Source organism: Bradyrhizobium sp. USDA 3311, from assembly GCF_054062495.1.
On the sequence record NZ_JBSSFI010000001.1, the window covers coordinates 2,235,431 to 2,261,210 of the forward strand.

General features: G+C 64.4%; 19 protein-coding genes and 2 pseudogenes. 12 read left to right on the top strand and 9 right to left on the bottom strand.

Translation table 11 applies throughout. From position 1 onward, the window contains the following. Positions 1 to 4 precede the first annotated feature (4 nt). Both ACVWW6_RS10515 and ACVWW6_RS10520 read right to left on the bottom strand, forming a co-directional pair. Positions 5 to 1,711 (bottom strand): ethylbenzene dehydrogenase-related protein, encoded by a 1,707-nt coding sequence (locus ACVWW6_RS10515; protein WP_456680669.1) that lies wholly within the window; start codon positions 1,709 to 1,711, stop codon positions 5 to 7. A gap of 261 nt (positions 1,712 to 1,972) precedes the next feature. Next, positions 1,973 to 2,065, bottom strand: a pseudogene (locus ACVWW6_RS10520) (transposase); the annotation flags it as partial. Positions 2,066 to 2,241: 176 nt separating this feature from the next. Here ACVWW6_RS10520 and ACVWW6_RS10525 point away from each other — a divergent pair. After that, on the top strand, positions 2,242 to 3,144 hold the full coding sequence (locus tag ACVWW6_RS10525) for a hypothetical protein (protein ID WP_456680670.1): 903 nt from the start codon (positions 2,242 to 2,244) through the stop codon (positions 3,142 to 3,144). Between the two features lie 176 nt (positions 3,145 to 3,320). Here ACVWW6_RS10525 and ACVWW6_RS10530 read toward each other — a convergent pair whose 3' ends face one another. From ACVWW6_RS10530 to ACVWW6_RS10540, 3 genes are all read right to left on the bottom strand, one after another. Further along, entirely contained in the window at positions 3,321 to 3,641 is a 321-nt protein-coding gene (locus ACVWW6_RS10530; RefSeq protein WP_038966087.1) for a hypothetical protein, read from the bottom strand. Positions 3,642 to 3,654: 13 nt separating this feature from the next. Continuing rightward, the gene (locus tag ACVWW6_RS10535) at positions 3,655 to 8,478 is read right to left on the bottom strand and encodes an NAD-glutamate dehydrogenase (protein ID WP_456680671.1); all 4,824 of its coding nucleotides are present in this window, start codon (positions 8,476 to 8,478) and stop codon (positions 3,655 to 3,657) included. 475 nt (positions 8,479 to 8,953) lie between these two features. Next, positions 8,954 to 9,196, bottom strand: a complete 243-nt coding sequence (locus ACVWW6_RS10540; RefSeq protein WP_028175482.1) for a hypothetical protein — start codon at positions 9,194 to 9,196, stop codon at positions 8,954 to 8,956. Positions 9,197 to 9,381: 185 nt separating this feature from the next. On the opposite strand from ACVWW6_RS10540, the gene ACVWW6_RS10545 reads away from it, so the two are divergent. The 8 genes from ACVWW6_RS10545 (at position 9,382) to ACVWW6_RS10580 (ending at position 17,193) form a co-directional block, all read left to right on the top strand. Beyond that, the gene (locus ACVWW6_RS10545) at positions 9,382 to 10,038 is read left to right on the top strand and encodes a Spy/CpxP family protein refolding chaperone (RefSeq protein WP_456680672.1); all 657 of its coding nucleotides are present in this window, start codon (positions 9,382 to 9,384) and stop codon (positions 10,036 to 10,038) included. An 86-nt stretch (positions 10,039 to 10,124) separates the two neighbouring features. After that, complete coding sequence (locus tag ACVWW6_RS10550) at positions 10,125 to 10,379, top strand: DUF2933 domain-containing protein (protein ID WP_060908969.1); 255 nt, start codon at positions 10,125 to 10,127, stop codon at positions 10,377 to 10,379. Beyond that, positions 10,379 to 11,053, top strand: a complete 675-nt coding sequence (locus tag ACVWW6_RS10555) for a methyltransferase family protein (RefSeq protein WP_060908968.1) — start codon at positions 10,379 to 10,381, stop codon at positions 11,051 to 11,053. Before ACVWW6_RS10550 ends, ACVWW6_RS10555 begins: the two co-directional genes overlap by 1 nt. Positions 11,054 to 11,156: 103 nt before the next feature. Next, on the top strand, positions 11,157 to 11,519 hold the full coding sequence (locus ACVWW6_RS10560; protein WP_244660559.1) for a hypothetical protein: 363 nt from the start codon (positions 11,157 to 11,159) through the stop codon (positions 11,517 to 11,519). Between the two features lie 57 nt (positions 11,520 to 11,576). Continuing rightward, the gene (locus ACVWW6_RS10565) at positions 11,577 to 12,770 is read left to right on the top strand and encodes a methionine adenosyltransferase (RefSeq protein WP_011090712.1); all 1,194 of its coding nucleotides are present in this window, start codon (positions 11,577 to 11,579) and stop codon (positions 12,768 to 12,770) included. A gap of 106 nt (positions 12,771 to 12,876) precedes the next feature. After that, entirely contained in the window at positions 12,877 to 13,584 is a 708-nt protein-coding gene (locus tag ACVWW6_RS10570; RefSeq protein ID WP_456680673.1) for an ABC transporter ATP-binding protein, read from the top strand. A gap of 4 nt (positions 13,585 to 13,588) precedes the next feature. Further along, positions 13,589 to 15,952 (top strand): ABC transporter permease, encoded by a 2,364-nt coding sequence (locus ACVWW6_RS10575; protein ID WP_456680674.1) that lies wholly within the window; start codon positions 13,589 to 13,591, stop codon positions 15,950 to 15,952. Positions 15,953 to 15,954: 2 nt separating this feature from the next. Beyond that, positions 15,955 to 17,193 carry an efflux RND transporter periplasmic adaptor subunit gene (locus ACVWW6_RS10580; protein ID WP_456680675.1) on the top strand — a complete coding sequence of 413 codons (1,239 nt, stop codon included), beginning with the start codon at positions 15,955 to 15,957 and terminating at the stop codon, positions 17,191 to 17,193. Between the two features lie 171 nt (positions 17,194 to 17,364). Here the strand turns inward: ACVWW6_RS10580 and ACVWW6_RS10585 are convergent. Beyond that, positions 17,365 to 19,660, bottom strand: a pseudogene (locus tag ACVWW6_RS10585) (MHYT domain-containing protein). A gap of 189 nt (positions 19,661 to 19,849) precedes the next feature. Further along, positions 19,850 to 20,413: a TetR/AcrR family transcriptional regulator gene (locus ACVWW6_RS10590; protein ID WP_011090707.1), complete on the bottom strand. Its 564-nt coding sequence runs from the start codon at positions 20,411 to 20,413 to the stop codon at positions 19,850 to 19,852. 116 nt (positions 20,414 to 20,529) lie between these two features. Here ACVWW6_RS10590 and ACVWW6_RS10595 point away from each other — a divergent pair, with 116 nt between their 5' ends. The 3 genes from ACVWW6_RS10595 to ACVWW6_RS10605 all read left to right on the top strand — a co-directional run bounded on the left by ACVWW6_RS10595 (position 20,530) and on the right by ACVWW6_RS10605 (position 23,186). Beyond that, positions 20,530 to 21,186 (top strand): glutathione S-transferase, encoded by a 657-nt coding sequence (locus ACVWW6_RS10595; RefSeq protein WP_038966091.1) that lies wholly within the window; start codon positions 20,530 to 20,532, stop codon positions 21,184 to 21,186. 277 nt (positions 21,187 to 21,463) lie between these two features. Next, entirely contained in the window at positions 21,464 to 22,129 is a 666-nt protein-coding gene (locus ACVWW6_RS10600; protein WP_028175493.1) for a class I SAM-dependent methyltransferase, read from the top strand. A 13-nt stretch (positions 22,130 to 22,142) separates the two neighbouring features. Beyond that, positions 22,143 to 23,186 (top strand): zinc-binding dehydrogenase, encoded by a 1,044-nt coding sequence (locus tag ACVWW6_RS10605; protein ID WP_456680676.1) that lies wholly within the window; start codon positions 22,143 to 22,145, stop codon positions 23,184 to 23,186. Between the two features lie 265 nt (positions 23,187 to 23,451). On the opposite strand, the gene ACVWW6_RS10610 is transcribed toward ACVWW6_RS10605, so the two are convergent. Together ACVWW6_RS10610 and ACVWW6_RS10615 are read right to left on the bottom strand one after the other, a co-directional pair. After that, on the bottom strand, positions 23,452 to 24,480 hold the full coding sequence (locus ACVWW6_RS10610) for an alpha/beta hydrolase (protein ID WP_456680677.1): 1,029 nt from the start codon (positions 24,478 to 24,480) through the stop codon (positions 23,452 to 23,454). Between the two features lie 274 nt (positions 24,481 to 24,754). Further along, positions 24,755 to 25,777 carry an LLM class flavin-dependent oxidoreductase gene (locus ACVWW6_RS10615; RefSeq protein ID WP_404525515.1) on the bottom strand — a complete coding sequence of 341 codons (1,023 nt, stop codon included), beginning with the start codon at positions 25,775 to 25,777 and terminating at the stop codon, positions 24,755 to 24,757. Between the last annotated feature and the right edge of the window lie 3 nt (positions 25,778 to 25,780).

Consider the following 25,780-nt stretch of genomic DNA (forward strand, 5'->3'; position numbering starts at 1 on the left):
ACGCCTAGTTCTGCGTGACGACACGCACCGGGCGGTTATGGCTCGCATGCCGCGTCTGTGCATGGTCGAAGACAGCGACCCACATGTAGAGATCGTGGGCTGGCACGAAGGCTTTGTCATATCTGCCATCGCTTTTCATGTTGCGCGTCAGCTCGAGCGTCCAATGTCCGTTGCTCCATTTTGAAACCCCGGTGACATTGGCCCGCTCTCCTTCGTTGTCGCCGGCAATAATCACGCCGGGCAGGATCGTGCCAACGGGAATCCTCGCGTCGGCCTCTGGAGTGTAGGGTTCGCTCTCCCCGTCGAACATGTACCAGCGGCCGTTCTCGTCGTCGCTGCTGTCGGGATTAAGATCGAATTTGCTGAGGGCTGCGACCTGCGCCTTCCAATCCTTGGGAAGCCGCAGAACCGTGACGGGCCCCTTGTCGTTCCTGTGGATGAACTTGAAGTTATACGAATAAAGAGCGCGACCAGGCTTGTTCCAATAGCCGCCTTGGTAGCGGGCATCGTAATTTTGCTCGTCCAAGGTCGGGGCGTAGGGCGGGCCGATATATTGGCTGTCGACACGCCCGAGCATGCCCCCGCGCGACGCCTTCCACTGCCACATGTCTATGTAGCTGGCATCCGTCGTGTAGTGGAAGCCCCGGCCGTTGATCGGCATCGGCTTGCCGGGCAGCGGATTGGCGCCCAGATCCGTCGCGCCTGCGCCGCCGAGCGATGGATTATCCGAGAAAATGACCGCCAGTTTATCCTCGTAGAAGTCGACGGCGTCTTGCAGGCCCGCACGCTCGTCGAGGACGTGCCAGCCGTCCTCTTTCTTGATGATCGGAATGCGGCGCAGGGAGCGCGTGGGATCCTCCCAGCGGAAGGCGAAATAGATCTTCTGCCCGTCGTGCAGGGCGCGCACCTCCACGAGCGATTCGCCCGATCCGCCGAGATTGGCACCCTGCTGCGTGCGGATGAAGACGGGGCGCGCGCGCGACCAGGCGGGATCGCCCATGGCGCCGTCCAGCTTGGGCGCGTCGCTCACCCGCGCGACGACGAGCGTATCGCGCGTTGCCCAGTCGAGCCCGGCGACGCCGCACGCGACTGCCACCCCGATCGCAGCGGCGACGAGAAGAGGCCTCGGCCGCACGGCCTTCGTGATCGCGAGCGGCGCCGGCCGAAACACGCGGAAAATCTGCTGCCAGCCGCCATAGAGAAAATGCGCGACGACATGCGCGAAGATATAGACGAGCGCGACGAAGGCGGCGGTCGAGTGGAGATAGGCCCACCAGCCGCCATAGCCGAGATACATCATCACGCCCGTCCCCGTGAGGAAGATCACGAGCGCATAGACGAACCAGTGCAGGATGATGTTGACGGCTCCCCATTTGAGGCGAGCCGGAGCGCGCATCGCGAGGATCCGCGTCTTCTTGGGGCTGTTGCGCTCGACGAGGCCGCTGCGCGCGAGGTAGGCGACGTAGGCCGACCCGCAGAAGAAGACGGCGAGTCCCGCGAGGAAGTGCCAGGAAAAGATCTCGCCCTGCGGCAGGACCGGAGCGAGCCATTTCGAGAAGGGGGCGCGCAGCGCGTCCGCTGCGATGCGTATGCCGGTAACGAGGCTTACGACGAACGCGAGCGCGGTCGCCCAATGGAGCGTTATCGTCCCGACATCCGTGCGTGGCGGGCTTTCGCCAGTCTTTGTTTGAGCGAGGCTTCTCTTGGTCAAGGCGTCGGCGTTCGTTCGAGCGGTGACATTGTCCATTGATAAAGCCTACCCACGGTAAACCGGCAGAGCTACAGCGCCCGCTTTCTCCCAGAAAAGCGGACAGCTGCGAACAAGCTATCTCCGCGATATCATAAGCAAGTTATCAAGTCTGGCGAGATTGCTCGTTTCGCGACAATTCGTCCCCGGTCGGCCGTCCCTTGGACATTCGAGAAGGCGTGAGCATCACGAGGTTTCTGCTGGTGGGCAGTTTTGCTCCCCCTCGGTGACACCCTGCTGGTCGAAGGCGATCAGGCGGCTGTTGGCGATGGCAACGCGGTGGGTGTAGCGCGACAGATCGGCGAGCATGGCCTTGGGCGCCGGCGGATCGCTAAACTACGTCCATCATAAACTCGGCGGAAACCGTTGGGGACGTAGGTAGCCTTCGGTGAGTCGATCCTCCCAGAAGATTGAATTTGTATAACAATTTCAATTATATACGAGCTCGCGGTTTTGTTCTGAATGGCGCGCCATTTGCGGTGGTAAGTTGTCCCATGCGTCCTATCGATCGTCTGTTCTCCTGCCTCGCCCTGTTCCTTGCAATCGCAGCCGTCCCGGTCCTTCCCGTGCGCGCGGCCGAGACCTGCCCGTTCATCAGCGCCCAGGAGCTCGCCCGTGCGATGCCGGCGCTCAAATGGTCGCTGATTTCAAATCAGGACGGTCGCGGCTGCATCTACCAGGCCGGGCGCGGCGACACGATGATGTTGACCGTGTTCCGCAATCCCGACAAGGACCGCGCCAGGGAATTGTACGCGACCTTCGTCAAGACGCTTGGCGAGCGCATGCCGCTTAACGCAGTCGCCGGGATCGGCGACGAAGGCCAGGGCGGAACGAGCGCCGCCGGTGCGCAGCGCCAGGAGGTCTCGGTCGTCGCCTTGTCCGGCGACTACATCCTGCAGATCAGCGTCTATCCGATCGGCCGGCGTGCCGACGATGCGCTGCTCGGACCGATCACCGAAGCCGCGCGCGTTGCCATCGGGAATGTAAGCAAGAGCAGCGAGCGGTTCGGCAATTGCGAGTGGCTCACGGCCGCGGATGCCGACGGCTTTCTCGACAAGGGCACGCTGACGGTCCAGCGGACCGGCGCGGGCAGCTGCATGATGTTCGATCGCGAGGCCAACACCATGACCGTCGCGGTGATCGCAATCTCGCGCGACACCGTCATCAGCATGATGAAGCGCACGGGCCCGTGCAAACACGTGGCGATACCCGAGCTCGGCAGTGAAGCGTTCGGCGAGCATTCCTGCACCAAGGGCAACGGCAACGCCGTCAACATCTATGTCTGGAAGAACGGCAGGCAGGCTTCGATCCTGTTCGCGCCGGTCAAGCCGCATCCTGAGTCCGGCTCGGTCGAGCACCTGAAGGCGGTCGCCGGGCGAGTCTATGGAAAACTGTAACGGCGCCGCGTGACAGCGCAGGCGCACGCGCCCGTGGCTCGGCTGGATAGAGCGTCAGACTGCGCACAGTGGCACAGCGAAACAATAGTGCCCATCTTCATCGGCCGTGGCGCGCCATTTCCGCTTCGTTTGCAATGCCGCCAATCAATTGTGGCCTTTGCTGCGCTTGCCTTGGCCTACGGGATCCTTGCCACAACGTTGGGCCGGTTTTTCTCGAGCCAGGCGACGGCCTCGGGTCCATCGACGACGCACTCGAAGGTTTCCCAGGTCGGGTCCTCCAGGGATTCCGATTGCAGTCGCTTCGCCGCATACTCAACGAGGTCGTGCAAGCCTTCGTATCCACGTCGGTGCTCGAGGGATTCTGCAATCGCCGTGCTGGTCCATCCTCGTCGAGCCAAATCGATGATGCTCGGAGCATCAGCCTCGTTGAACCACGGTGTGGCATCGAACTCGATACAGCGGACATTGTCGGCGGTATGGCACGTGGCGTGAATCATTGGATTCCTCCCTCTAGGCTTTGACCAGGTCCCCCAACAAGTTGGCCGCCACCATCAGCTTGGCGAGCGTCAGGCCGCCGGCAGAAATCTCCTCGACCGCGCGGCGGATGCGCGTCGCCTCGGGATGAGCCGCAAGCCAGGTCTCCACAGCCTGCTGACCGGATTGGCCGGTTGCCAGCATATCCGCGGTCAGGCGTCTTTCGGCCGCCGCGATCAGTTCGACGGCGCGGTCGATGGCCAGGCGTTCGAAATGATCGCTGACCGGCACGCTGCGCGCGGCGGCGATGATGCGGTCGAGACGGAAATTGGCCTCAGTGGCAAAGAACGTCGCAGTGGCATCGCGGATGCTGCGGCCGGTGCGCTCGGCGACCGTCACGATGTCAGGCGCCGAGACCAGGGCGTCGAGGTCCGCCAATTCGCCGGCGAGGCCGGTCGGGACGCCGGCATCGGTCAGCTCCTGCCGGCGCTTGCCGCGCGCGGCTTGCAGGTCCGGCGGCAGGGCGTCGTCGAGGGAGGCTGCGATCTCGCGGACGGCAGGGCCAAACCGGGCGTTGATCGCGCTCAGCCCATCCTTGAAATCGACATTGCGCACGTACCAGACCATGCGGGAGAGCAGGAGATCCTGGATCGTCGCGTAGAGGCTGAGCTGCAACTGCCCGTCGATACGTGTGTCGAGCGCGTCGATCGCGTCGTTGAGTCGCCTGAGCTCGTAGATCGCGTCCACCGCCACCTGCGCCATGACGATGGTCGAGATATCGGCGTCGGTCTCGTCGGTCAGGCGCACGATGCAGGCCGGGCCCCCGCGGTTGATCACGGCATTGACGAGACTGGTCGCGATGATCTCGCGTCGGAGGCGATGGTGCTCGACCGCGGTCGGGAATTTCTCGAGAACCTCGCGCGGAAAATACAGGGACAGTCTGCGGGCGAGATAAGGATCATCCGGCACGCCGGTGAGGAGCAGGTCTTCGTAGAGTGTCAGCTTGGCGTAGGCGAGCAATACGGCGAGCTCCGGCCGTGTCAGGGCCTGGCCGCGCCTCGTGCGCTCGGCGATCGCTGCATCGTCGGGCAGGAATTCCACGGCACGGCTGAGCAGGTGACGCTGCTCGAGCGACTGCATCAGGCGGGTGAGGAAGCCGGTCTCGGCCACGCCCTTGCGTTCGGCAAGCGAGAGCGCCAGCGTCTGGAGGTAGTTGTTGCGCAGCACCAGCGTGCCGACTTCATCGGTCATCGCGGCGAGCAGGGTGTTGCGGTCAGCCGGGCTGAGGCGTCCCTCGCGCTCGGGGCGCGCCAATGCAATCTTGATGTTGACCTCGACGTCGGAGGTATTCACGCCGGCGGAATTGTCGATCGCGTCGGTGTTGAGCTTGACGCCCGTCTGCGCCGCTTCGATGCGGCCGCGCTGGGTGACGCCGAGATTGGCGCCTTCGCCGATCACCCTGGCGCGAACCTCGGTCCCGGTGATGCGGATCGGATCATTGGCGCGGTCGCCGGCCTGATCGTCGCTCTCCGCCGACGCCCGGATGTAGGTGCCGATGCCGCCGAACCACAGCAAGTCCGCGCGCGCCTTCAGGATCGCCGTCATCACCTCGAACGGTGTGGCCTGCTCCTTGTCGAGATCGAGCAGGGTGCGCACTTCCGGTGCCAGTGGGATCGCCTTGAGCGTGCGCGAGAACACGCCGCCGCCCTGCGAGATCAGCGTCTTGTTGTAGTCCTGCCAGCTCGATCGCGGCAGGTCGAACAGGCGCTTGCGTTCGGCGAAGCTGATCGCGGGATCAGGCGAGGGATCGATGAAGATGTCGCGGTGATCGAATGCCGCCACCAGCTTTGTCGCCGGCGAGAGCAGCATGCCATTGCCGAAAACGTCGCCGGACATGTCGCCGACGCCGACCACGGTGAAAGGCATGGTCTGAATGTCGGTGCCGAGCTCGCGGAAGTGGCGCTTGACCGCTTCCCAGGCGCCGCGCGCCGTGATCCCCATCTTCTTGTGGTCGTAGCCCTGGCTGCCGCCGGAGGCGAAGGCATCGCCGAGCCAATGGTTCTTCTCGGCCGAAATCGCATTGGCGATGTCGGAGAAGGTGGCGGTGCCCTTGTCGGCGGCGACGACGAGGTAGGGGTCGTCGCCGTCATGCCGCACGGTCAAGTCGGGCGGCACGACGACGTCGCCGTCGAGATTGTCGGTGAGTTCGAGCAGCGAGCGAACGAAGATGCGATAGGCTTCGGTGCCCTCCGCGAGCCACGCCTCGCGATCGGAGGGCGGCGGCAGCCGCTTGGGCACGAAGCCGCCCTTGGCGCCGACCGGCACGATCACGGCGTTCTTGACCTGCTGCGCTTTCACCAGGCCGAGGATCTCGGTGCGGAAATCCTGCGGCCGATCGGACCAGCGCAAGCCACCGCGCGCAACCTTGCCGAAGCGCAGGTGAATGCCTTCGACGCGGGTTGAATAGACAAAAATCTCATAGAGTGGTCGGGGAGGGGGCAGGTCCTCGATCTTGCGCGCGTCGAACTTGAAGGAGATCACCGGACGCGGATGTCCGTCCCGGCCGACCTGCCATAAATTGGTGCGGATGGTCGACTGCACCAGATTGGTGAAGCGGCGCAGGATGCGGTCTTCATCGAGCGAGGCGACGGATTTGAGCTGCTCCTCGATCTCGGCAAGCAGAGTTGTCTCGCGCGCCGAACGCTCGCGATCGGTCAGGACGAGGCGCGGATCGCGGCGGGCCTGGAACAGCGCGACGAGGTTGGCTGTGATCGCGGCGTTCTTGCGCAAGGTCTCCCACATATAGTCCTGGGTGAACGGAGCGCGGATCTGGTGCAAATAGCGCGACAGCGCCCGGATGGTCGAGACTTCCCGCCAGCCCAGGGCCGTGCGCAGGATCAGGGCGTTGTATCCGTCGGATTCGGCGCGATCGGTGACCACCGCCATGATTGAGGCTTCCAGGCGATGGCTGAATTCCCGGTTGATCTCGATCGGCTGGCCGTCGCTGGTCTCGATCGTCATGTCGTGCAGCCATACCGGCTCGGGCCTGTTGCCGGGCACGATCTGATAGGTGCGTTCGTCGACCACGCGCAGGCCGTGATTTTCGATCACCGGCACGCGATAGGACAGCGACAGCGGCGCGGCATCCGAGAACACCTTCAGGCCGAAGCGCCTGGGATCGTCCTCCTCGAAGCGGTGAACCGAAATCGTCACCGGGCGGGCCGGGGTGAGCTTCTCGATGGTGGCGATATCGGCGATCGCCTGTTCCGCCGTGGACACCTCGGTATAGCCGCCGGTAAAGGCCTGGGCATAGCGATTGGCGAGCATGCGCGCCCGCATGCCATCGGTCGACGCAGCCAGCGCGGCCTTCAGCTTGTCGGCCCAGGTCGCGGCAATGGCGCTGATCCCGGCTTCCAGCGCGGCGCGCTCGACGGCGGGAGTCTTACCTTCATAACGTCCGATGATGTAGTGGACGCGCGCCAATGCTCCTTCGGGGAAGGATACGTAGGAGGCCGACAGCGTCCCCCGGTAGGCCTGCGCCAGGAAGTTGGCGACGCGCGTGCGCACGTCGGTGTCGTATTTGTCGCGTGGAATGAAGACCAGGATGGAGACGAAGCGATCGAACTTGTCGACCCGGGCCAGCGCCCGGACGCGGGGGCGCTCATAGAGGATCAAAATCTCCATGACGAAATTGAAGAGGGTGTCGACATCGACCTGGAATAGCTCGTCGCGCGGATATTCCTCGAGCATATGCATCAAGGCCTTGCCCGAATGGCTGTTCGGGTCGAAGCCGGCGCGCTGGAGCACCCGTGTCACCTTGTGGCGGATATAGGGGATCTGTCGTGCCGAGCGCGTATACGCGCCCGAGGTGAACAGGCCGACGACACGCAATTCGCCCTCGAGCCGGCCGTCGGGCGCATAGAGCTTGATGCCGACATAATCCATCCGGATGCGGCGATGAACCCGGCTGTTCACATTGGCCTTGATGACGATCAGCAGGGTCGGCTCGCGCATGAACTCGCGAATTTCCGATGTCATCACCACCATTTCGTTGCCGCGGCGCAGGACCTTCGCATCGGGATCGCGCAGGATGCCGAGGCCCTCGGCGGTCGTGATGTCGTCCGACCCATCGCTGTCGGGCGAGAAGCGATATTCGCGCACGCCGAGAAAGGTGAAATTGTCGGCGCATAGCCATTGCAGGAACTGGTTGGCCTCGGCGACCTCGTCGATCGGCAGCGGCGGCGGATTGGACGAGAAAGTCTTGATCGCGTCCTCGACCCGGTCGCGCATGGCGCGCCAGTCGACGACGCAGGCGCGCACGTCGCTCAACGTCCTGGTGAGGCCGTCAATCAGCCTGTCGCGGTCGGCGTCGGCGTCCAGGCGGGTGATGTGGAGGTGAATCAGGCTCTCTCGCGCGCCCTTTGCTCCCTCCGGGAGGGCTTCACCGTAGAAGTGCAGCAGCTTGCCCTGGTCATCGCGCTCCACCGCGATGATGGGATGAGCGACGAGGGTGACTTCGATGCCCTGCTCGGCGATTTCCGCCATGGTGGAATCGAACAGGAAGGGCATGTTGTCGTTGAGAATTTCGAGCACGGAAATCTCGCGCCCATCCGGCATCATCGGATTGACGATGCGGATATCGGCACGACCGGCCGTGCGCCGCTGCACGTGCTCCCAGGCTTGCTCCGCCAGGAGGGCAAGCGAGGAGGCATCGTAGTTGGCGAGATCCTCGCTATTGGTGTAGCCGAACAGAAGCTCGGCAAAGGTCCGGGGGGCCCTGCCCGGCTGCACGCTTTCCGCCGCGTCGTGGATCAGAGTTGCCCGGGCCTTGTCGTCGCGCCATGCCATAGCGTCCTCCATATCCCGGCCGACGAACCGCAAATGCGGTCAGGCGTTGTTTTTGGAGTGCGTCTCTTCGCGCGCCATCGTCTCGACCGTATTTCAATCGCGTCGGTCTTGCGGCCTTCGCGATACTAGCATCCCGAAGCCGCCATGGCGCGCAGAGTTATGAGGCGTGCTCAAGGCCGAAGTCGGCGGCGAGCATCGCTGCGCTGCGAGCGCTTGCAAAATCACAAGGAGTTTCAATTGTGTAGGAGTTCGTGGCTTGGTTCTGGATGGCGCGGTCGCCCAGTACTCATCTGCGAACCCGGCCCTGTTTCGGCTGGCCAACACCGCCTTTTCGAGCAAATCTCTACTGCCCGTGATCCCGATCGAGGTGTCGTCGATTCGTCGGAGATCGGGTGGTCGGCTGACGGCAGGCCGGCGGAGCCGACCTGCCGAAACCGAGAAGCCCGCCGCGGCGGTGTTGCCGCCGCGAGAACGGGCGCGATCCTTATTACTTTTTGTCGCCCATGTGGTGCGGCGACGAAGCGGGGCCGCCCGTGTAGTGATGGCCACCGGACGCGCCGTCCTTCGAAACGCCGACCGTCTCCTTCTTGCCCATGTGGTGGGGGACCTCGGTCTTCGGACCACCGCTGTAATGATGGCCGTTCTTTTCCTTGTCGGTGGTCTGCGCCATCGCCGGCACCGCCAACAGGGAAACGATGCCGATCGCAGCCAAGAGCTTCTTCGTGATCATGTCCGTTCTCCCGGATTGTGGACCCGCCATCATGAGGCGCAGCCGGGCTTTCCGCTTTGAGGGATCGCAAGCAACGAACACTTGGTAATCCTGTCGCGACCGCGGCTTTGGTTGACGTGAATCAACTCGCATCAGGCGGCGATCGTCACAATCCATCCAAATGCCAGATCTCAGGAGGATTAACGATGCGAAGCCCCACGCTTGCGGCAGCTTTGCTGCTCACGATCCTCAGCAATCGCTCGTTCGCGCAATCGCCTGCCGAGCACCAGGGTCATCATCCTGACCAGAAGGAGGCGCCGGCAACCAAGGCGCCCGCGGCTCCGGAGCCGCCGCGCGGCACCGGACCGTCCCAGGGCATGACCAGCGGCGGCATGATGAACATGATGGGCGGCAACATGCCGATGTCGGACATGATGCGGATGATGGGCATGATGCGACAGTCCGGCGACGGCATGGAGATGATCGATCGCGTGGAGGGGCGGATCGCTTTCCTCCGGACCGAGCTCAAGATCACGGACGCCCAGGCGCCGGCCTGGAACGCGTTTGCAGACGCGCTGCGCGCGAATGCCAAGGCCCTCGGCGAGCTGCGGACCTCGATGATGTCACAGGCCGGCTCCGAGCCTTTGGTAGACCGGCTGACCTGGCAGGAGAAATGGCTGTCCGCGCGGCTCGAAGCTACCCGCGCGATGAAATCCGCGTTGACCAATCTCGTCGGCAGCTTTTCCGATGAGCAGAAGAAGACCGCCGACGAGCTGCTCGCGCCGCAGATGGGCATGATGCCGGCGATGCGGGGCGGAGGCATGATGGGCATGGGAATGCAGCCCGGCAAGCCGATGCAGTGAGGCCCTGCGGGACTCGTGCCGTTGATCTGCGTCAACAATGATGGCAGCCGCGCCTCTAAGCTATCAAGCGCCATAGGAGCGTGCAGATGTCGGTGCAGGATCATTCCGGGTATCGAGAGCGCCCTCGAGAGGGCTTGTCGGTCAAGGCCAAGGCCGGCCTGGTCCTGGTGGGATTTCTGGTCATCGCGGGCGCACTCCTGTTCACCGAGCACAGGGCCCACGTGCTCGGATTGTTGATCTGGCTTCCGCTTCTCGCCTGTCCGCTGATGCACCTCTTCATGCATGGCGGACACGGTCACCACCATGGCGGCGGCCGCCCCAACGATCCAAGGAGCGCGTGATGCACGACACCGCGCCCGCCTACGGTCTCTGGAGCCTCGTCATCGTCAATTCGGTGGTCTTCATCCTGTTCGCCTACAGCTTCTTCAAGCCGCAGACCGCCCGCGACTGGCGCTCCTTCGGCGCCTTCAGCGCATTTTTGGTGGCGCTGTTCGTGGAGATGTACGGCTTCCCGCTCACCATTTACTTCCTTTCGGGATGGCTGCAGTCGCACTACCCGAACGTCGATTGGTTCTCCCATGACGCCGGGCACTTGCTCGAGATGATGTTCGGCTGGAAGACCAATCCGCACGCCGGACCGTTCCACATCCTGAGCTTCATCTTCATCGGCGCGGGCTTCGTCCTGATTTCCGCGGCCTGGAGGGTGCTGTACGATGCCCAGCAGACCCGAAGCCTCGCCACAAGCGGGCCTTACAGCTACGTTCGCCACCCCCAATACGTCGGCTTCATCATGGTGATGTTCGGCTTCCTGCTGCAATGGCCGACGATCCTGACGCTCGCGATGTTCCCGGTGCTGACCGTGATGTACGTCAGGCTGGCTCACACGGAGGAGCAGGATGCCCGAGCAGAATTCGGAGACGCCTATGTCAGATATGCGGCCGATGTGCCGGGATTCATTCCGAAGTTGAGCCGGGTCTTTGGCACTGAGTCCACTGGAGGATATCGGCATGGTTAGCCGGCGGGCGGTCGGCGCTCTGCTCGGAGGCCTCTGGCTGGCCGGTTGCTTGATCGGCATAGCGACCGCTGCGGACACCGACCTCTCAAAAACGGCAGGAGGAGTGACGGTCTACCTGGGCATCGTGCCGGCCGAGATCGTGAAGGGCCTCCCGTCGGGCTCCACCACCGAACGACCGATGCACGGGCGCACCCCAAAGGGGCCGCATGAATATCACGTCGTTGCCGCCGTCTTTGATGCAGCAAGCGGCGCGCGTATTTCTGATGCCGTCGTGACTGCGGAAGTATCAGGATTGGGCTTGTCCGGCGCCAAGAAGAAGCTTGAGCCAATGCAGATCTCGGGCACCACGACCTATGGCGGCTTCTTCGACCTTCCCGGATTTGATCTCTACACCGTGAAGCTCACTGTCGAGCGCACCGGCGCGAGTCCGGCTGCCCTGCAATTCAAGTACGACCATCGCCGGTAGACCGGTCCTTATGGTGCGGAAAAGGGCTGACCGCCTCTGTTTCGATTGGTTACACCGATGTTTGATCTTGTCCTTTCGCAGCTTGACAATCGCGATGACGTGGAGGTCGTCGAGCGCAAGGGAGCCGGTCACCCGGACACGATCTGCGATGCCCTTGCCGAGACGCTGTCCCGCAATCTCTGTCGCGAGTACCTGCGCAGATTCGGCCATGTGCTGCACTACAATGTCGACAAAGCGCTACTGTGCGGCGGCAGGGCAATGCCTACCTTCAACGGCGGAAAGGTGACCGATCCGATCAGAATCCTCCTGGCAGGACGGGCCGTTACCAACGTCGGAAACGAAGCGATTCCAGTCGAGGACATTGCCATCGAGGGCTCAAGGGCCTGGCTGAAGGCCAATCTCCATGCGCTGGACGCCGATCGTCACGTCCGTATCGAGGCCCTGGTTCATCAGGGCTCGCAGGACCTGCAATCGCTGTTCTCTCGGGGGAGCGCAAGGCAAATTCCGCTTGCCAACGATACGTCTTTCGGAGTTGGTCACGCACCGCTCAGTGCGCTCGAACGCCTCGTGCTCGCAATCGAACAGGGAATTCACGGCCGCGATCGCGCGCGTGACCATCCGGCTTGGGGTGAAGACATCAAAATCATGGCTGTCCGAAGCGGAGAGGGCGTCAAGCTGACAATCGCCTGCGCCATGATCGGGCGGTTTCTTAACGACATGGACAGCTATCTGCAACAAAAGGCGGCGCTCGCCGAGTACGTCCGTGAACGCGCAAGCGAGCACGGATTTAGGGATTGCGAGGTGGCCGTCAACGCTGCTGATGATGCGGCGTCCGATAGCATCTATCTGACCGTGACCGGCACCTCAGCGGAGGCTGGCGACGACGGGCAGGTCGGTCGGGGCAATCGCGTCAATGGCCTGATCACACCTTGGCGGCCGATGAGCTTGGAGGCTGCCGCCGGCAAGAACCCCGTTAGCCACGTCGGCAAGATCTACAACATCTTGGCAAAGCGAGTAGCTGAGACATTGGTCAGCGCCATTCCGGAGGTCTCCGCAGCGCAGTGCCTCATCGTCAGCCGGATCGGTGCGCCGGTGTCCATGCCGGATCTCGTTCATCTCAGGCTGGCGACGAAGGACGGCGTTCCCCCGGAGGAGCTAAGAGAGCGAGGTGCGGAGATTGTATCGGATCACCTTGGCAGGATCCCGGAACTGGTCGGCGAGCTCGTCGCCGGAGCAACTCATGTCTACTGAGCGTCTGTTTTGAGAAAACCGAGCGAATTCAGCGAGCTGCCTGATCTAAATCAATCCAGGGGAGCCTCAAAGGCGGAGAGTGACTGCTCACACTGTTTGAGACGCAATGACCCAATCCGTCTTCACAGCCACGGCTCTGACCAAGACCTACGTCTCCGGCGAGGTGGCGGTCCATGCCCTCAACAATGTCGATCTTGAGATCGCTGAGCGAGAAGTTGTCGTGCTGCTCGGCCCCTCCGGCAGCGGCAAGACGACCCTGCTCAACATCATGGGCGGTCTCGACCGGCCGAGCAGCGGCAGGCTGTTCTTCCGGGATATCGACCTGACCGATCTCGAAGACCGCGAGCTCACGAAGTATCGCCGCGACCACGTCGGTTTCGTCTTCCAGTTCTACAATCTGGTGCCGAGCCTCACCGCCTACGAAAACGTGGCGTTGGTCACCGAGGTGGCCAAAAATCCGATGCGGCCGGCCGACGCCCTCGCTCTGGTCGGGCTCGAGGAGCGGATGCATCACTTTCCGGCGCAGCTATCCGGTGGCGAGCAGCAGCGCGTGGCCATAGCCCGCGCGATCGCGAAACGCCCGGCGGTGCTGCTCTGCGACGAGCCGACCGGGGCGCTGGATTCGAAGACCGGCATTCGCGTGATCGAAGCGCTGCTCGGCGTCAACCGACAGCTCGGCACCACGACAATTATCATCACGCACAACGCCAGCATCCAGCAGGTCGCCGACAGGGTGCTGTTCTTCGCCGACGGCCGCATCTCCAGGATCCAGAGGAACGAGACCCGTCGCGAAGCGGCCGAACTCAGCTGGTGACGGCATGAGGGCGCTCGACATCAAGCTGTTCCGGGACGTCAGGCGAATGTGGGCGCAGGTCCTCGCCATCGCGCTGGTCGTCGGAGGCGGCGTCGCCACGCTGGTGCTCGCCGTCGGCTCGCATCGGTCTCTCGAAGAGACGCGGATCGCGTACTACGAACGGTACAGCTTCGGCGACGTGTTCGCCCAGGCGAAGCGCGCACCCAAGGCCCTCGCCGACAGGATCGCGGAAATCCCCGGTGTCGCCGCCGTCGACGCGCGCATCGCGAAGCTCGCGCTGCTCGACATCCCAGGCTTTTCCGAACCAGCCAGCGGGCAGTTCGTATCCCTACCTGACAACGCCGAGCCGCACCTCAATCGGCTGTACATCCGTTCCGGACGGCTTCCGGAGCCGGGACGGACAGAGGAGGTCGTCGTCAACGAGCCGTTCGCGCGGGCGCATGGGTTCTCCGAAGGGGCGCGGTTCTCGGCCATTCTGAACGGCAAGAAGCGTGAGCTCGTCATCGTCGGCACGGCCCTGTCCCCCGAGTTCGTCTACACGGTCGGCCCGGGCGACCTGATGCCGGACGACCGCCGCTTCGCCATCGTCTGGATGTCGGAGAAGGCGCTCGCAGGCGTCTACGATCTCGACGGCGCCTTTTCGGCAGTTTCGGTCAAGCTGCAGCCCGGCGCCGCCGAGCGCGAGGTGATCTTGCGGCTGGATGCCTTGCTCGATCCCTACGGCGGCCAGGCGGCCCACGGGCGGAAGGACCAGACCTCGCACGCCTGGCTCGATCATGAACTCGACATGCTAAACAACATGAGCCGCACGCTGCCGCCGATCTTCCTTCTGGTCTCCGCGTTCCTGGTCAATCTCACCCTCAGCCGGCTGGTCGCTCTGGAGCGCGAGCAGATCGGCCTCCTGAAGGCATTGGGCTACACGGACGGCAGCATCGTTCTGCACTATTTCAAGTTCGTCGCCATGATCGTGGCGGCGGGAATCGTCCTGGGCAGCATCGTCGGGACCTTACTGGGACTGCGCGTCACGGGGCTGTTCGGCGACTTCTTCCACTTCCCGTTCCTGGTGTTCGCGAAGGCGCCGGATCTGTATGTGATCGCCGGCGCGCTCAGCGCGGCCGCCGCGGCAATCGGCGCGTTGCGGGCGCTGCGCGAAGTCGTGAGGCTGGCGCCCGCCGTCGCCATGCAACCGCCGGCCCCTCCGCTGTACCGGCGGCTGCTCCCGGCGAGCATTCAGCTCGACGAAGTCGTGTCGCAGCCGACGCTGATGATGATCCGCAACATCGCGCGACACCCGGTCCGGGCCGCGTTCACGGCGCTTGGGATGGCGCTGGCCACCGCGATCCTGGTCGTCTCGCTGTTTACCCGGGACACGATGGAGCAACTGATCGACGTGACCTACTTCCTCGCCGACCGGCAGGACGCGACCATCGGCTTCGTCGAGAAGCGGATCGAGAACGTCGTGGAGCAGGTGAACCGGCTGCCCGGCGTTCTCGCCGCCGAGCCGTTCCGCGAGGTGCCCGTCCGGATCCGCCATGGCAACGTCGAGCGCCGGATCACGATCAGCGGCCGGCCAGCCGGTGCCGACCTGAGGCGCATCATCGACGTCGACCTCCGGCCGGTCGCGCTTCCGGAGACCGGCCTCGCGATCTCCGGCATGCTCGGCCACATCCTTGGGGTCGCGGCCGGCGATACCGTCGAGCTCGATCTGCTCGAAGGCGCCCGACGTACCGTCACGATGCCGGTCGTGGCGACCGTCGAGGACTATTTCGGCATCAGGGGCATGATGGATATCGACGCACTTCGGCAGGTCATGCGCGAGGCCCCCGTCGTCACCAGCGTCAACCTCAGCCTCGACGAGAACCGGAAGGAGGACTTCTACGCGGCCGTGAAGTCCATGCCGACGGTCGCCGGTGTGGCGCTGCAGCGCGTCTCGCTCGCGAACTTCCGCAAGACCGTCGCGCTACTCATCACCACGATGGCGAGCATCTACACCGGGCTCGCCGCCGTGATCGCGTTCGGCGTCGTCTACAACAACGCCCGGATCTCGCTGTCGGAGCGGGCGCGGGAATTGGCGAGCCTGCGCGTCCTCGGCTTCACGCGCGGCGAGGTTCTGCGCATCCTCCTGCTTGAGCTCGCCATCCTGACGCTGATCGCACAACCGCCCGGATGGGCGATGGGTTACGGGCTCGCGTGGGTCATGAAGACGAACCTGGCCGGAGAACTGATGCGCGTCCGCCTTGTCGTCGAGCATTCGACCTACGTCTTCGCCACGTCCGTGGTGGTGCTGGCCGCTGTCGCCTCCGCGGTGGTCATCCGCGAACGCATCGATAAACTGGACCTCGTGGCGGTCCTCAAGACGCGAGACTAGCCATGTCGGCAAACTGGACCAAACGTATCATCGGTGCTGCGGCCCTGGCCGGGATCGCGGGCGGACTGGCGTGGTTCGCATGGCTCCGGCCGGTTCTGGTCGATCTCGCAACCGTCGCGAAAGGCCCGATCGAAGTCACGGCGGACGACGACGGCAAGACGCGCGTCCGCCACGTCTACACCGTCTCGGCGCCCATCGCAGGCAAGGTCCTGAGGATTTCGCATCCGTTCGGCGAGCAGGGGCCGTCGCTTCACGTCGGCGACGAGGTCGTCGCCAACCAGACCGTCATCGCCTTGATGCAGCCGACACTGCCGGGCTTCATCGACGTGCGCTCCCGCGACCAGCTTCAGGCGGAAGTTGCGGCCGCGGACGCAGCCATCCAGCAACAGGAAGCCGAGGTACAGCGGATCGGAGCGGCGCTGGACTTTTCCAGGACCGAGTTCCAGCGGGCGCAGACGCTGTTGCGGACGCAGTCCACCTCGGCCCAGGCCTTCGATAAGGCGAAGTTCGACGTGGCCACGAACGAGGCCGCCTTGGCGAGCGCCAAGGCTCAGGTCGACATGCGGCGTGCGGTACGCACCAGCCTGGCTGCCCGGTTGATGGATCCAGCCAACGCTGCCCCGTCGGCGGAGCCGACCTGTTGCGTCCGGGTACTCGCGCCGGCGAGCGGACGGGTGCTGAAGATCGTCCAGGACAGCGAGGCGACGGTCCTGCCAGGGACGCCGCTGGTCGATATCGGCAACCCGCTCGATCTGGAGGTCGTGGCCGACCTGCTCTCGACCGACGCCGTGCAGATCAAGGTTGGCGCGCCCGTCCGGATCGACGGCTGGGGCGGGGCCCCGATCAAGGGCAAGGTCGTGCGCGTGGACCCCGCGGGCTTCCTGAAGGTGTCGGCGCTAGGCATTGAGGAGCAGCGGGTACGGGTGACGATCGATTTCGTGGATCCGCCCGAAGTGTGGTCCCAGCTTGGCCACGACTACCGGGTGGTCGTCCATGTGACCACCTGGAGCGCCACCGATGCATTGACCATCCCGGTGAGTGCCTTGTTCCGAAAAGGTGACCAGTGGGCCGTTTTTGCCGACGAGAATGGGCATGCCCGGCTCGAGCCGGTCCAGATCGGTCACCGCAATAAACACGTGGCTGAGGTGATCTCTGGACTGGCTGTCGGCGATCGGGTCGTAGTGCATCCGAGCGATCGGATTGTGAGTGGCGGAAGAATCGGACAGCGGGAGGTGCCCTGAGCTCGTGCCTTGATACCTCGTGTGGCCGCAGCCGAGCAGTCTCCGTGCTGCAGAAGGCCGGCGCCATCTGCAGTGGGTCGTGTTTGGGTGCGCCATAAGTTGTATGGTCACTTCAATAACATACGAGTTCGCAGTTTTATTCTGGATGGCGCGCCGTTCATCATCAGGCAATCATGCGCTCTTCGGCCGAAACGCGACGACGGATCCGGCCGGCTCTTCCTCGCCCATCGCCGCCTCGATCGCCTTCGCAAGTGCGGCCTGGTCGAACGGCTTTGCCAGGCGCGGCAGGCTGGATCGCGTGTCGCTCGGGAGGTCCGCGTATCCCGTGCTGAGGAGGATGACCGTCTCCGGGCGCTCCGCAGCGATGGCGTTGGCAAGCTGCAAGGCCGGTCATGCCGGGCATGGCATAGTCGGTCACGACCAGGTCGACGGTGCGGGTGCGGCGGAGCAAGGCCAGCGCCTCATCGCCCGAGCGCGCCTCGACCACGACGTGCCCGAGATCCTCCAGCATCGCCGCCGTGTTCTCGAGCACCAGGAGGTCGTCGTCGACGACGAGCACGGAAAGCTGCCGGCTGGGCCGGGCTACGGCTGCCGGAGCCGCTATGCGCAGGTCCGGCACCGCGGTCCCCTCGGCGATCGGCAGCCAGATGTCGGCCGTCGTGCCCTCTCCGGGACGGCTCTTCAAGACGAGCCTGCCGCCGGACTGCTCGGCAAGTCCGTGGACCATCGACAGGCCGAGCCCGGTGCCCTTGCCGACGCCCTTGGTCGTGAAGAACGGCTCCTGGGCGTGCTTGAGGATCTCGTCGCTCATGCCGCAGCCCGTGTCGCTGACCGAGAGCGCGACATAGCCGCTGCTCGAAAGGCCGCCTTCGCCCTGCTCCTCGCGTGCGGCGATGGTGATCTGGCCGCCGTCCGGCATCGCATCGCGCGCGTTGACCGCCAGGTTGAGGATCGCCAGTTCGAGCTGGTTCGCGTCGACCTTCACCTTCGGCAGATGCATCGGGAACCGCGTCTCGACATCAATTCCGGCCTCGAATTTCAGCAATGACGCCATGCCGCGCACCAACTCGCGGACGTCGACGACCGCCGGCCTGAGATCCTGCTTGCGCGCGAAAGCGAGCATGCGCTGGGTCAGGGAGGCGCCGCGCACCGCGCCCTGCATCGCGTTCTCCACCAGGCGCAGGATCTTCGGATCGTCCGTCGGCAGGCGCTTCTTCAGCAGTTCGAGGCTGCCGAGAACGGCCGCGAGCAGGTTGTTGAAGTCGTGGGCCACGCCGCCGGTGAGCTGGCCGATCGTCTCCATCTTCTGCGACATCATCAATGCTTCGCGCGCGCGGTCCAGCGCTTCCTGCGCCCGTCTCCGTTCGCTGACGTCGCGCACGATCTTCGCAAAGCCGGCGATTGCGCCGCTGTCGTTCCGGACCGCGACGATCGTTGCCTCCGCCCAGAAGCGGCTGCGGTCCTTGCGCACCCGCCAGCCTTCGATGGCGGACTTCCCCTCCCGCTCGGCTTCAACGAGCGCGCGCGCGGGCGCCCCGGCCGCGCAATCTTCCTCGGTGTGAAAAATGGTGTAGCTCGTCCCGACGATGTCGTCGCCATAGCCCATCAGCCGGCGCGCGCCGAGATTCCAGTTGCCCACGCGCCCGTCCGGATCGAGCATGAAGATCGCGTGGTCCGCGATGCCTTCGACAAGCAGCCGAAAGCGTTCTTCGCTGCGCCTCAGTGCGGCGGCCTCGCGTTGGGCGCGCTCCGCCGATGCCCTGTCATAGACGGCCGCCGCGATGCCGATGCTCAGGATCATGATGGTGATGCCGGCGAGCAGGAACGCGAGCGGCGCCTGACCGACGCCGAGATGGCCTGCCGGCCGGGCCATGGCGCTGGTCGGCAGGAACGTGGCGCCTTCCATCGCGGCATAGTGCATGCCGGAGATCGCAAGGCCCATCACCAGGCCCGCGAACAGCCGCTGCACCGCGTTGGTGTTGCGAAAGGCGAGCCAGAGCGCCACGATCGAGGCGCTGATCGCGATCAGGATCGAGAGCACGACCCATCGGGGATCGTATTGGATGAGGGCCGCCATCCGCATCGCGGCCATGCCGGTATAGTGCATGCCGGAGATGCCAAGTCCCATCGCGAAGCCGGATGCGAGCAGCGCCTGCGGGCGTCGTCCGACAACGGCAAAGGCGGCAGCGGCGACGACGATCGGAATGACGAGCGAGAGCAGAGTCAGGAATGGATCGTAGGAGATTTCGATTCCAGGCAGGCTGAAGGCCAGCATGCCGACGAAATGCATCGACCAGATGCCGCCGCCCATGGCGATCGCCGCGGCGACCAGCCAGGATCGGCGGGCCCTTCCCGAAGCAGCTCGCATTCGGGTCGCCAGGTCCAGCGCCGTATAGGAGGCGAGGGCCGCGATCAGAATCGATAGCGCGACCAGAACGGGATCGTGAGAAGCCGCATGATGGTGCATTTCGGCCAACGCTAGCCGAAGTTGCGTTCGGGCTTACGCATGAGGTCCTCCCCGACACCGAAATCGACAGCGGCACCAAGATGGGCGCCGCAGGCGTCCACGACGTTCGAATCGGCCGCCATGGTGCACGCAATCCTGCGGTGCCGCCACTCTCATGGTGTCATCGCCCCGGCTCGCGGGAACCATCCGTCAGGCCGGCAGCAGACCGGCCGCGCGGTAGCTGTCGATCAAGGTGTCGTAGAGCGACAGATCCGAGCGGCTCCGCGCCAGGAGCTGGGCGCCGCCGATCGCGGCGAAGATCGCCCGGGCGCGCCGTTCGCTCTCCCCGGAACTGCTCGGAGCCGCAGCGGCCAGGACCTTGCTCAGCCAGGCGACATTCACATCGGCAAAGGCCTGCACCTCCCGCTTCACCGCGTCCGGCAGGTCGTCATGCTCGGCAGCCATGAAGCTGCACAGGCACATGCGGTTGCCGTTCTCGAGTGCCTTGCGAAAGACGTCGGGATAGCGGTGCAGGCAGCGCAGGGGATCCGGGGTCTCGGCCAGCATGGCTTCGAGCGCCGCCGCGGTGTCCTCCCAGTAGCGCCTGGCGACCGCTGCGCCGAGATCGGCCTTGCTCGGGAAATGATAGTGGATGCTCGCGGCCTTGATGCCGACCTCAGCGGCGAGATCGCGGAAGTTCAGGCCGCCATAGCCGTGCGCCTGTGCGGTGCGTCTGGCGGCCGCCAGGATGGCTTCCCGTGCGCTGGTACTCATGTCGCCGCCTCACCGCTTCGTTATCTACCAAGTGACAGATAGGCTTTGACCGCCGGGTTTTGAAGGCTATAAATGTCTACCAAGTGGCAGGTAGAGAGAAGCAAAGAGGTTTATCGATGAAGATTCATGATTGGGCCACCGGCCCTTACCCGGCCCGCGTTCGCATCGCCATCGCCGAGAAGAATCTGCGGCCGCGCGTCACGTTCGTGTCGGTCAACCTGTGGAAGGGCGAGCACAAGAAACCCGAGTTCCTCGCCAAGAACTACTCGGGCACGCTGCCGGTGCTCGAGCTCGACGACGGCACCTTCATCGGCGAATGCACCGCCATCACCGAATATCTCGACGCGCTCGACGGCGCTCCCGTGCTCACCGGCAGGACGCCGCGCGAAAAGGGCGTGATCCACATGATGAGCAAGCGCGGCGAGCTGGAGCTGCTCGACGCGATCAGCGTGTACTTTCATCACGCAACGCCGGGGCTTGGGCCCGAGGTCGAGATCTATCAGAACGCCGAGTGGGGCCTGCGTCAGCGCGACAAGGCCGTCAGAGGCATGCATTACTTCAACGGCATTCTGAAGCAGCAGCCATTCGTCGCCGGCGAGGCCTTCTCGATGGCCGACATCACGGTCATCGGCGGCTTGATCTTTGCGGAGCTCCTGAAGCTGCCGGTGCCTGCGGAGTGCGAGGCACTTCGCGCCTGGTACGCCCGGATGCAGGAGCGCCCCAGCGTCAAGAACCGGGTGACGATGTCGGAGCCGGCCGAAGCGTCCGCCTGACATCGGGTCCGCGCTACCCGCGAATGCCTGCAGAAGCAGGCGGGTCCGAACTTGTCCGATCGATGAAGCTCTCAGTGAAGCGGAGGAATCCCTCGATCCTTGACCGGCTGACGCCGGCCGTGCGCATCTGCACGTTGTGGATGGGGCTGCCGCACCATCATTGATCTGAAACAACGATCACCTGCAGCACAGATGCTAGGGTGATTCGCAGGTCACGTCGCAAGGCTCCCCAGGCCGGTCAAGACAATCTCAGCGCGTGATGGAATCCGAGGACTTGATGGGACGACTACTGAATATCGTGACGCCACTGCATACTGCGACCAAGCGCGACTACATGGGGCGCATGAACGACGACAAGATCGGCTGCTCGCTGAAGGCGCGGGAATACGAGGCCGATTATTGGGATGGCGACCGCCGTTTCGGCTATGGCGGCTACCGCTTCATCGACGGGCGCTGGGCTCCGGTCGCCAAGGCGCTGATCGAGACCTATGGCCTGAAGGATGGGTCCAGCGTGCTCGACGTCGGCTGCGGCAAGGGCTTCCTGCTGTACGAGATGCAAAAGATCCTGCCGGGCTTGAAGGTCGTCGGCTTCGATATCTCCAAGCACGGTCTTGCAAATTCGCATGAGCAGGTGAGGCCGTATTTGTTCAACTATCGCGCCCAGGACGTCTATCCCTATGGCGACGACAGTTTCGACCTCGTCATCTCGCTCGGCACTCTGCACAATCTCAGGCTCTACGAGCTCGATGCGGCGCTCAAGGAGATCGAGCGGGTCGGCAAGAACAAATACGTCATGGTCGAGGGCTACCGGACCGTTGCCGAGTTGCACAACCTCGAATGCTGGGCGCTGACGGCGGAGTCCATCCTGCACACCTCCGAATGGATCTGGCTCTACGGGAAGCTCGGTTACACCGGCGATTACGAATTCATCTATTTCGAGTGACCGGGCTCAGCTCATGGACATCAAGACTGCCAAGGCAGCGATTCTCGCCGAGTCCGGCAAGCCGCTGATCGTCGACGAGTTCACCTTGCCCGATACGCTCGAACACGGCCAGGTGCTCGCGCACGTGCACACCTCGAGCATCTGCGGCGCACAGATCAACGAGATCGACGCCGTCAAGGGCGTCGACAAGTTCCTGCCGCACCTTTTGGGGCACGAAGCGCTGGCGACCATCATCGAAACCGGACCCGGCGTCGTCTCGTGCAAGCAGGGCGACACCGTCGTCATGCATTGGCGGCCGGGCAAGGGCATCCAGTCCAATACGCCGGTCTATTCCTGGCACGGCAAGCGCCTCAACGCGGGCTGGGTCACCACCTTCAACGAATATGCCGTGGTGTCGGAAAATCGCGTCACGCCCGTTCCCCCCTCGATCGATCGCACGAGCGCGCCGCTGCTCGGCTGCGCGGTGACGACCGCGCTCGGCGTCGTCAACAACGACGCGCAGGTCGCCATCGGCGAAGCCGTCGTCGTGTTCGGCGTCGGCGGCGTCGGGCTGAACATCGTGCAATTCGCCGCGATGGTCGGCGCCCATCCGGTCGTTGCGATCGACCGCCTCGACAACAAGCTGGAGATGGCGAGGCAGTTCGGCGCCACCCACACCATCAACTCCGACGCGGTAAAGGATCTGGCCGCCGAGGTCCGGTCCATCACGGGGCCTGACGGGCCCGACAAGGTCGTCGAGACCACCGGCGTCAGCCGCTTGATCGAGCTCGCCTACGAGGTCACCGCGAAGAAGGGCCGCTGTATCCTTGTCGGTGTTCCCCGCGACAAGGTCGAGATCTACACGCTGCCGCTGCACTTCGAGAAGGTGCTGAAGGGTTCGGAAGGCGGGCAGTGCCAGCCGGCGCGCGACATCCCGCGTCTCGTCCGGCTCGACGAAGCCGGCAAGGTCAGTTACCGCGGGATCGTGACCCACGAGTTCGCGCTCGATGACATCAACGACGCGCTGGATTTGATGCGCAGCGGCACGTCAGGGCGGATCTTGCTAAACATCAGCTGAACGCCGCGGCCGATGCCGATCACACCAACGACTGGTCCTACCCGGTCATCTGGTGGCGAGGCGCGGATGGCGTTGACAAGGCCGTGGCGAGCGCGGGTTGCACCGGCCGCCGGCCGATCATCGGCGACAGCACGGCCGCGACGATCCGCGTTGCGCCCGCGATCATGAAGGCCTGCAGATAGTCTCCCTGCGCCGAGCGCGTGAAGCCGGCGAAGAAGTCGGCGCGTCCATCGGGAAGTCCACGATGCGCCGCAAGTGCACGCTCTTACGCGGCCGTACTGTCGATCGAACGGCGGATCTCCCGCTGCACTTCCGTGCTCGATAGAAACAGATCGTGATTGATGATGCTCCAGCCTTCCTGGGAAGCATCGACCACGCGCACGCCGAGCCGCTGGATGACAGCCTTCTCGGCGGCGCCGACCCTGGTCATTCCACCCGCGATTTGTCCCGACAGAGCCAGAGCGCGATCGTTCGTCGCGGCGATCACGGTGATCTTGCCGGCAAGCGGACCGATGCGGTGGATCGCCGACGTGAACACGTCCATGTCGATGTCGGGTGCGGCAAACACGACCGTCCCGATCCTGCTCGTGACGGTGTCGCCGTATCGCGCATAGAGCTGACGCAGGCTCTCGAGCGTCAGCATGGTCCCCATGCTGTGCGCAACGATGTGCACGCGGCCGCCGCCTGACGTCGACACGAGGGAAGAGAGCACGCGTTCGAAATCGTCGCGGGACCACATCGCACTGTCCCGGTCATAGGCATAGTCGAACAATCCTGCCTTGGAGGGCCAGGAGAACACCATGGTCCGGCCGCGGAACTTGATCCCATCGGAGAGATGGGCGGCGTCGAGCGCGGCCGTCTCGAATGTCTGCTTGAAGCCGTGCACATAGATCAGCACATCTCCTCCCGCGCCGCCCTGCGCAAGGAGATCGCCAATTTCGGCTTGCACCGGTTCGACCTGATCTAGGCGCCAATCGCCCAGTCCGACCGAGGCGAGAGAAAGTCGGCTCTCGTCCGGCGCCACCAGCCTTGCCCGAGCGACCGTCATTGCGGTCGCCCGCTCCGGCCCGAACCAGGGTTTCGTGCGGCCGCCCTTCACGGGCTTTCGTGTGGTGGCGACGAGCAGTGTGGGATCAACGGAAAGGGACGACGCGTCGTAGCGCGCGCCGGTCGCGCCCAAGCCTGCGCATCCGCCCAGCGCGAGAGTGCTGCCTGCCGAGACAAGCCCGCGCAGGAGCGCGCGGCGCGAAAGGGAATGATGAGAGTCGCGTTGTAGAAGATGTCGGACGATCACGCGGAACCTTTGGGAACTATGCCCACCATAGCGCCGCCCCGCCTAGCTCCCTGAACGACAATGGGGGCGAGAAGACGGCGGAGCAGCGTCCTGGCAGGTCGCGTGTCATGGCGTCCGTTCGCCGGTCGTCGGTCTGCGAGCGATGCGACGAAGTTCCAACGCCCGGGTGGCGGTTGCCCATTAATAATGAGCCAACACGCCCCTGACGCATTGGGTCAACAGATCAACGGTGGCGAATTGGCCGACATGTGGTGCACGGCTTTCGCCAGATCTCTCAGCGCCAGCCGAGCGCAGGCGCAACGTGTGTCAGGATCGCCTCAATCGCATGCGCGCAGTAGGCCACGCCCAGCTGGTTCGGGATCGTCAGCAGCAAGGTGTCAGCCTCCGCGATCGCCTCATCCTGCCGCAGCTGCTCGATCAGCACATCCGGCTCCGCCGCATAGGAGCGGCCGAAGATCGCCCGCGTCTGCGGGTCGATGAAGCCGATCTGGTCTTCGCCTCCGCGCTCCCCGCCGAAATAGGCGCGGTCGCGATCGTTCATCAGCGCGAAGATGCTGCGGCTGACGGACACGCGCGGCTCGCGGGCGTGGCCGGCTTCCTTCCACGCGGCACGATAGGCGCGGATTTGCGTGGCCTGCTGCACATGGAAGGCCTCGCCGGTCTCGTCGTTCTTCAGCGTCGAGCTTTGCAAATTCATGCCGAGCTTCGCCGCCCACACGGCGGTCGCGTTGGAGCCGGCGCCCCACCAGATCCGTTCGCGCAGGCCGGCGGTATGCGGCTCGAGGCGCAGCAGCCCCGGCGGGTTCGGAAACATCGGCTGCGGATTGGGCTCGGCAAAGCCTTCGCCGCGGAGCAGGTCGAGAAAGACCTCGGCATGGCGGCGGCCCATGTCGGCATCGCTCTGGCCGTCGGCCGGCCGGTATCCGAAATAGCGCCAGCCGTCGATCACCTGCTCGGGCGAGCCGCGGCTGATGCCGAGCTGCAGCCGGCCGCCGGCGATGAGATCGGCGGAGCCCGCGTCCTCCACCATGTAGAGCGGGTTCTCGTAGCGCATGTCGATCACGGCGGTGCCGATCTCGATTGTGCTGGTCCTGGCGCCGACCGCGGCAAGCAGCGGAAAGGGCGAGGCCAGCTGGCGCGCGAAGTGATGCACACGGAAATAGGCGCCGTCCGCGCCGAGCTGCTCGGCCGCAACCGCAAGCTCGATCGATTGCAGCAGCGTGTCCGCCGCCGAGCGCGTCTGCGACTGCGGCGAGGGCGTCCAGTGTCCGAAGGACAGAAATCCGATCTTTTTCATGGG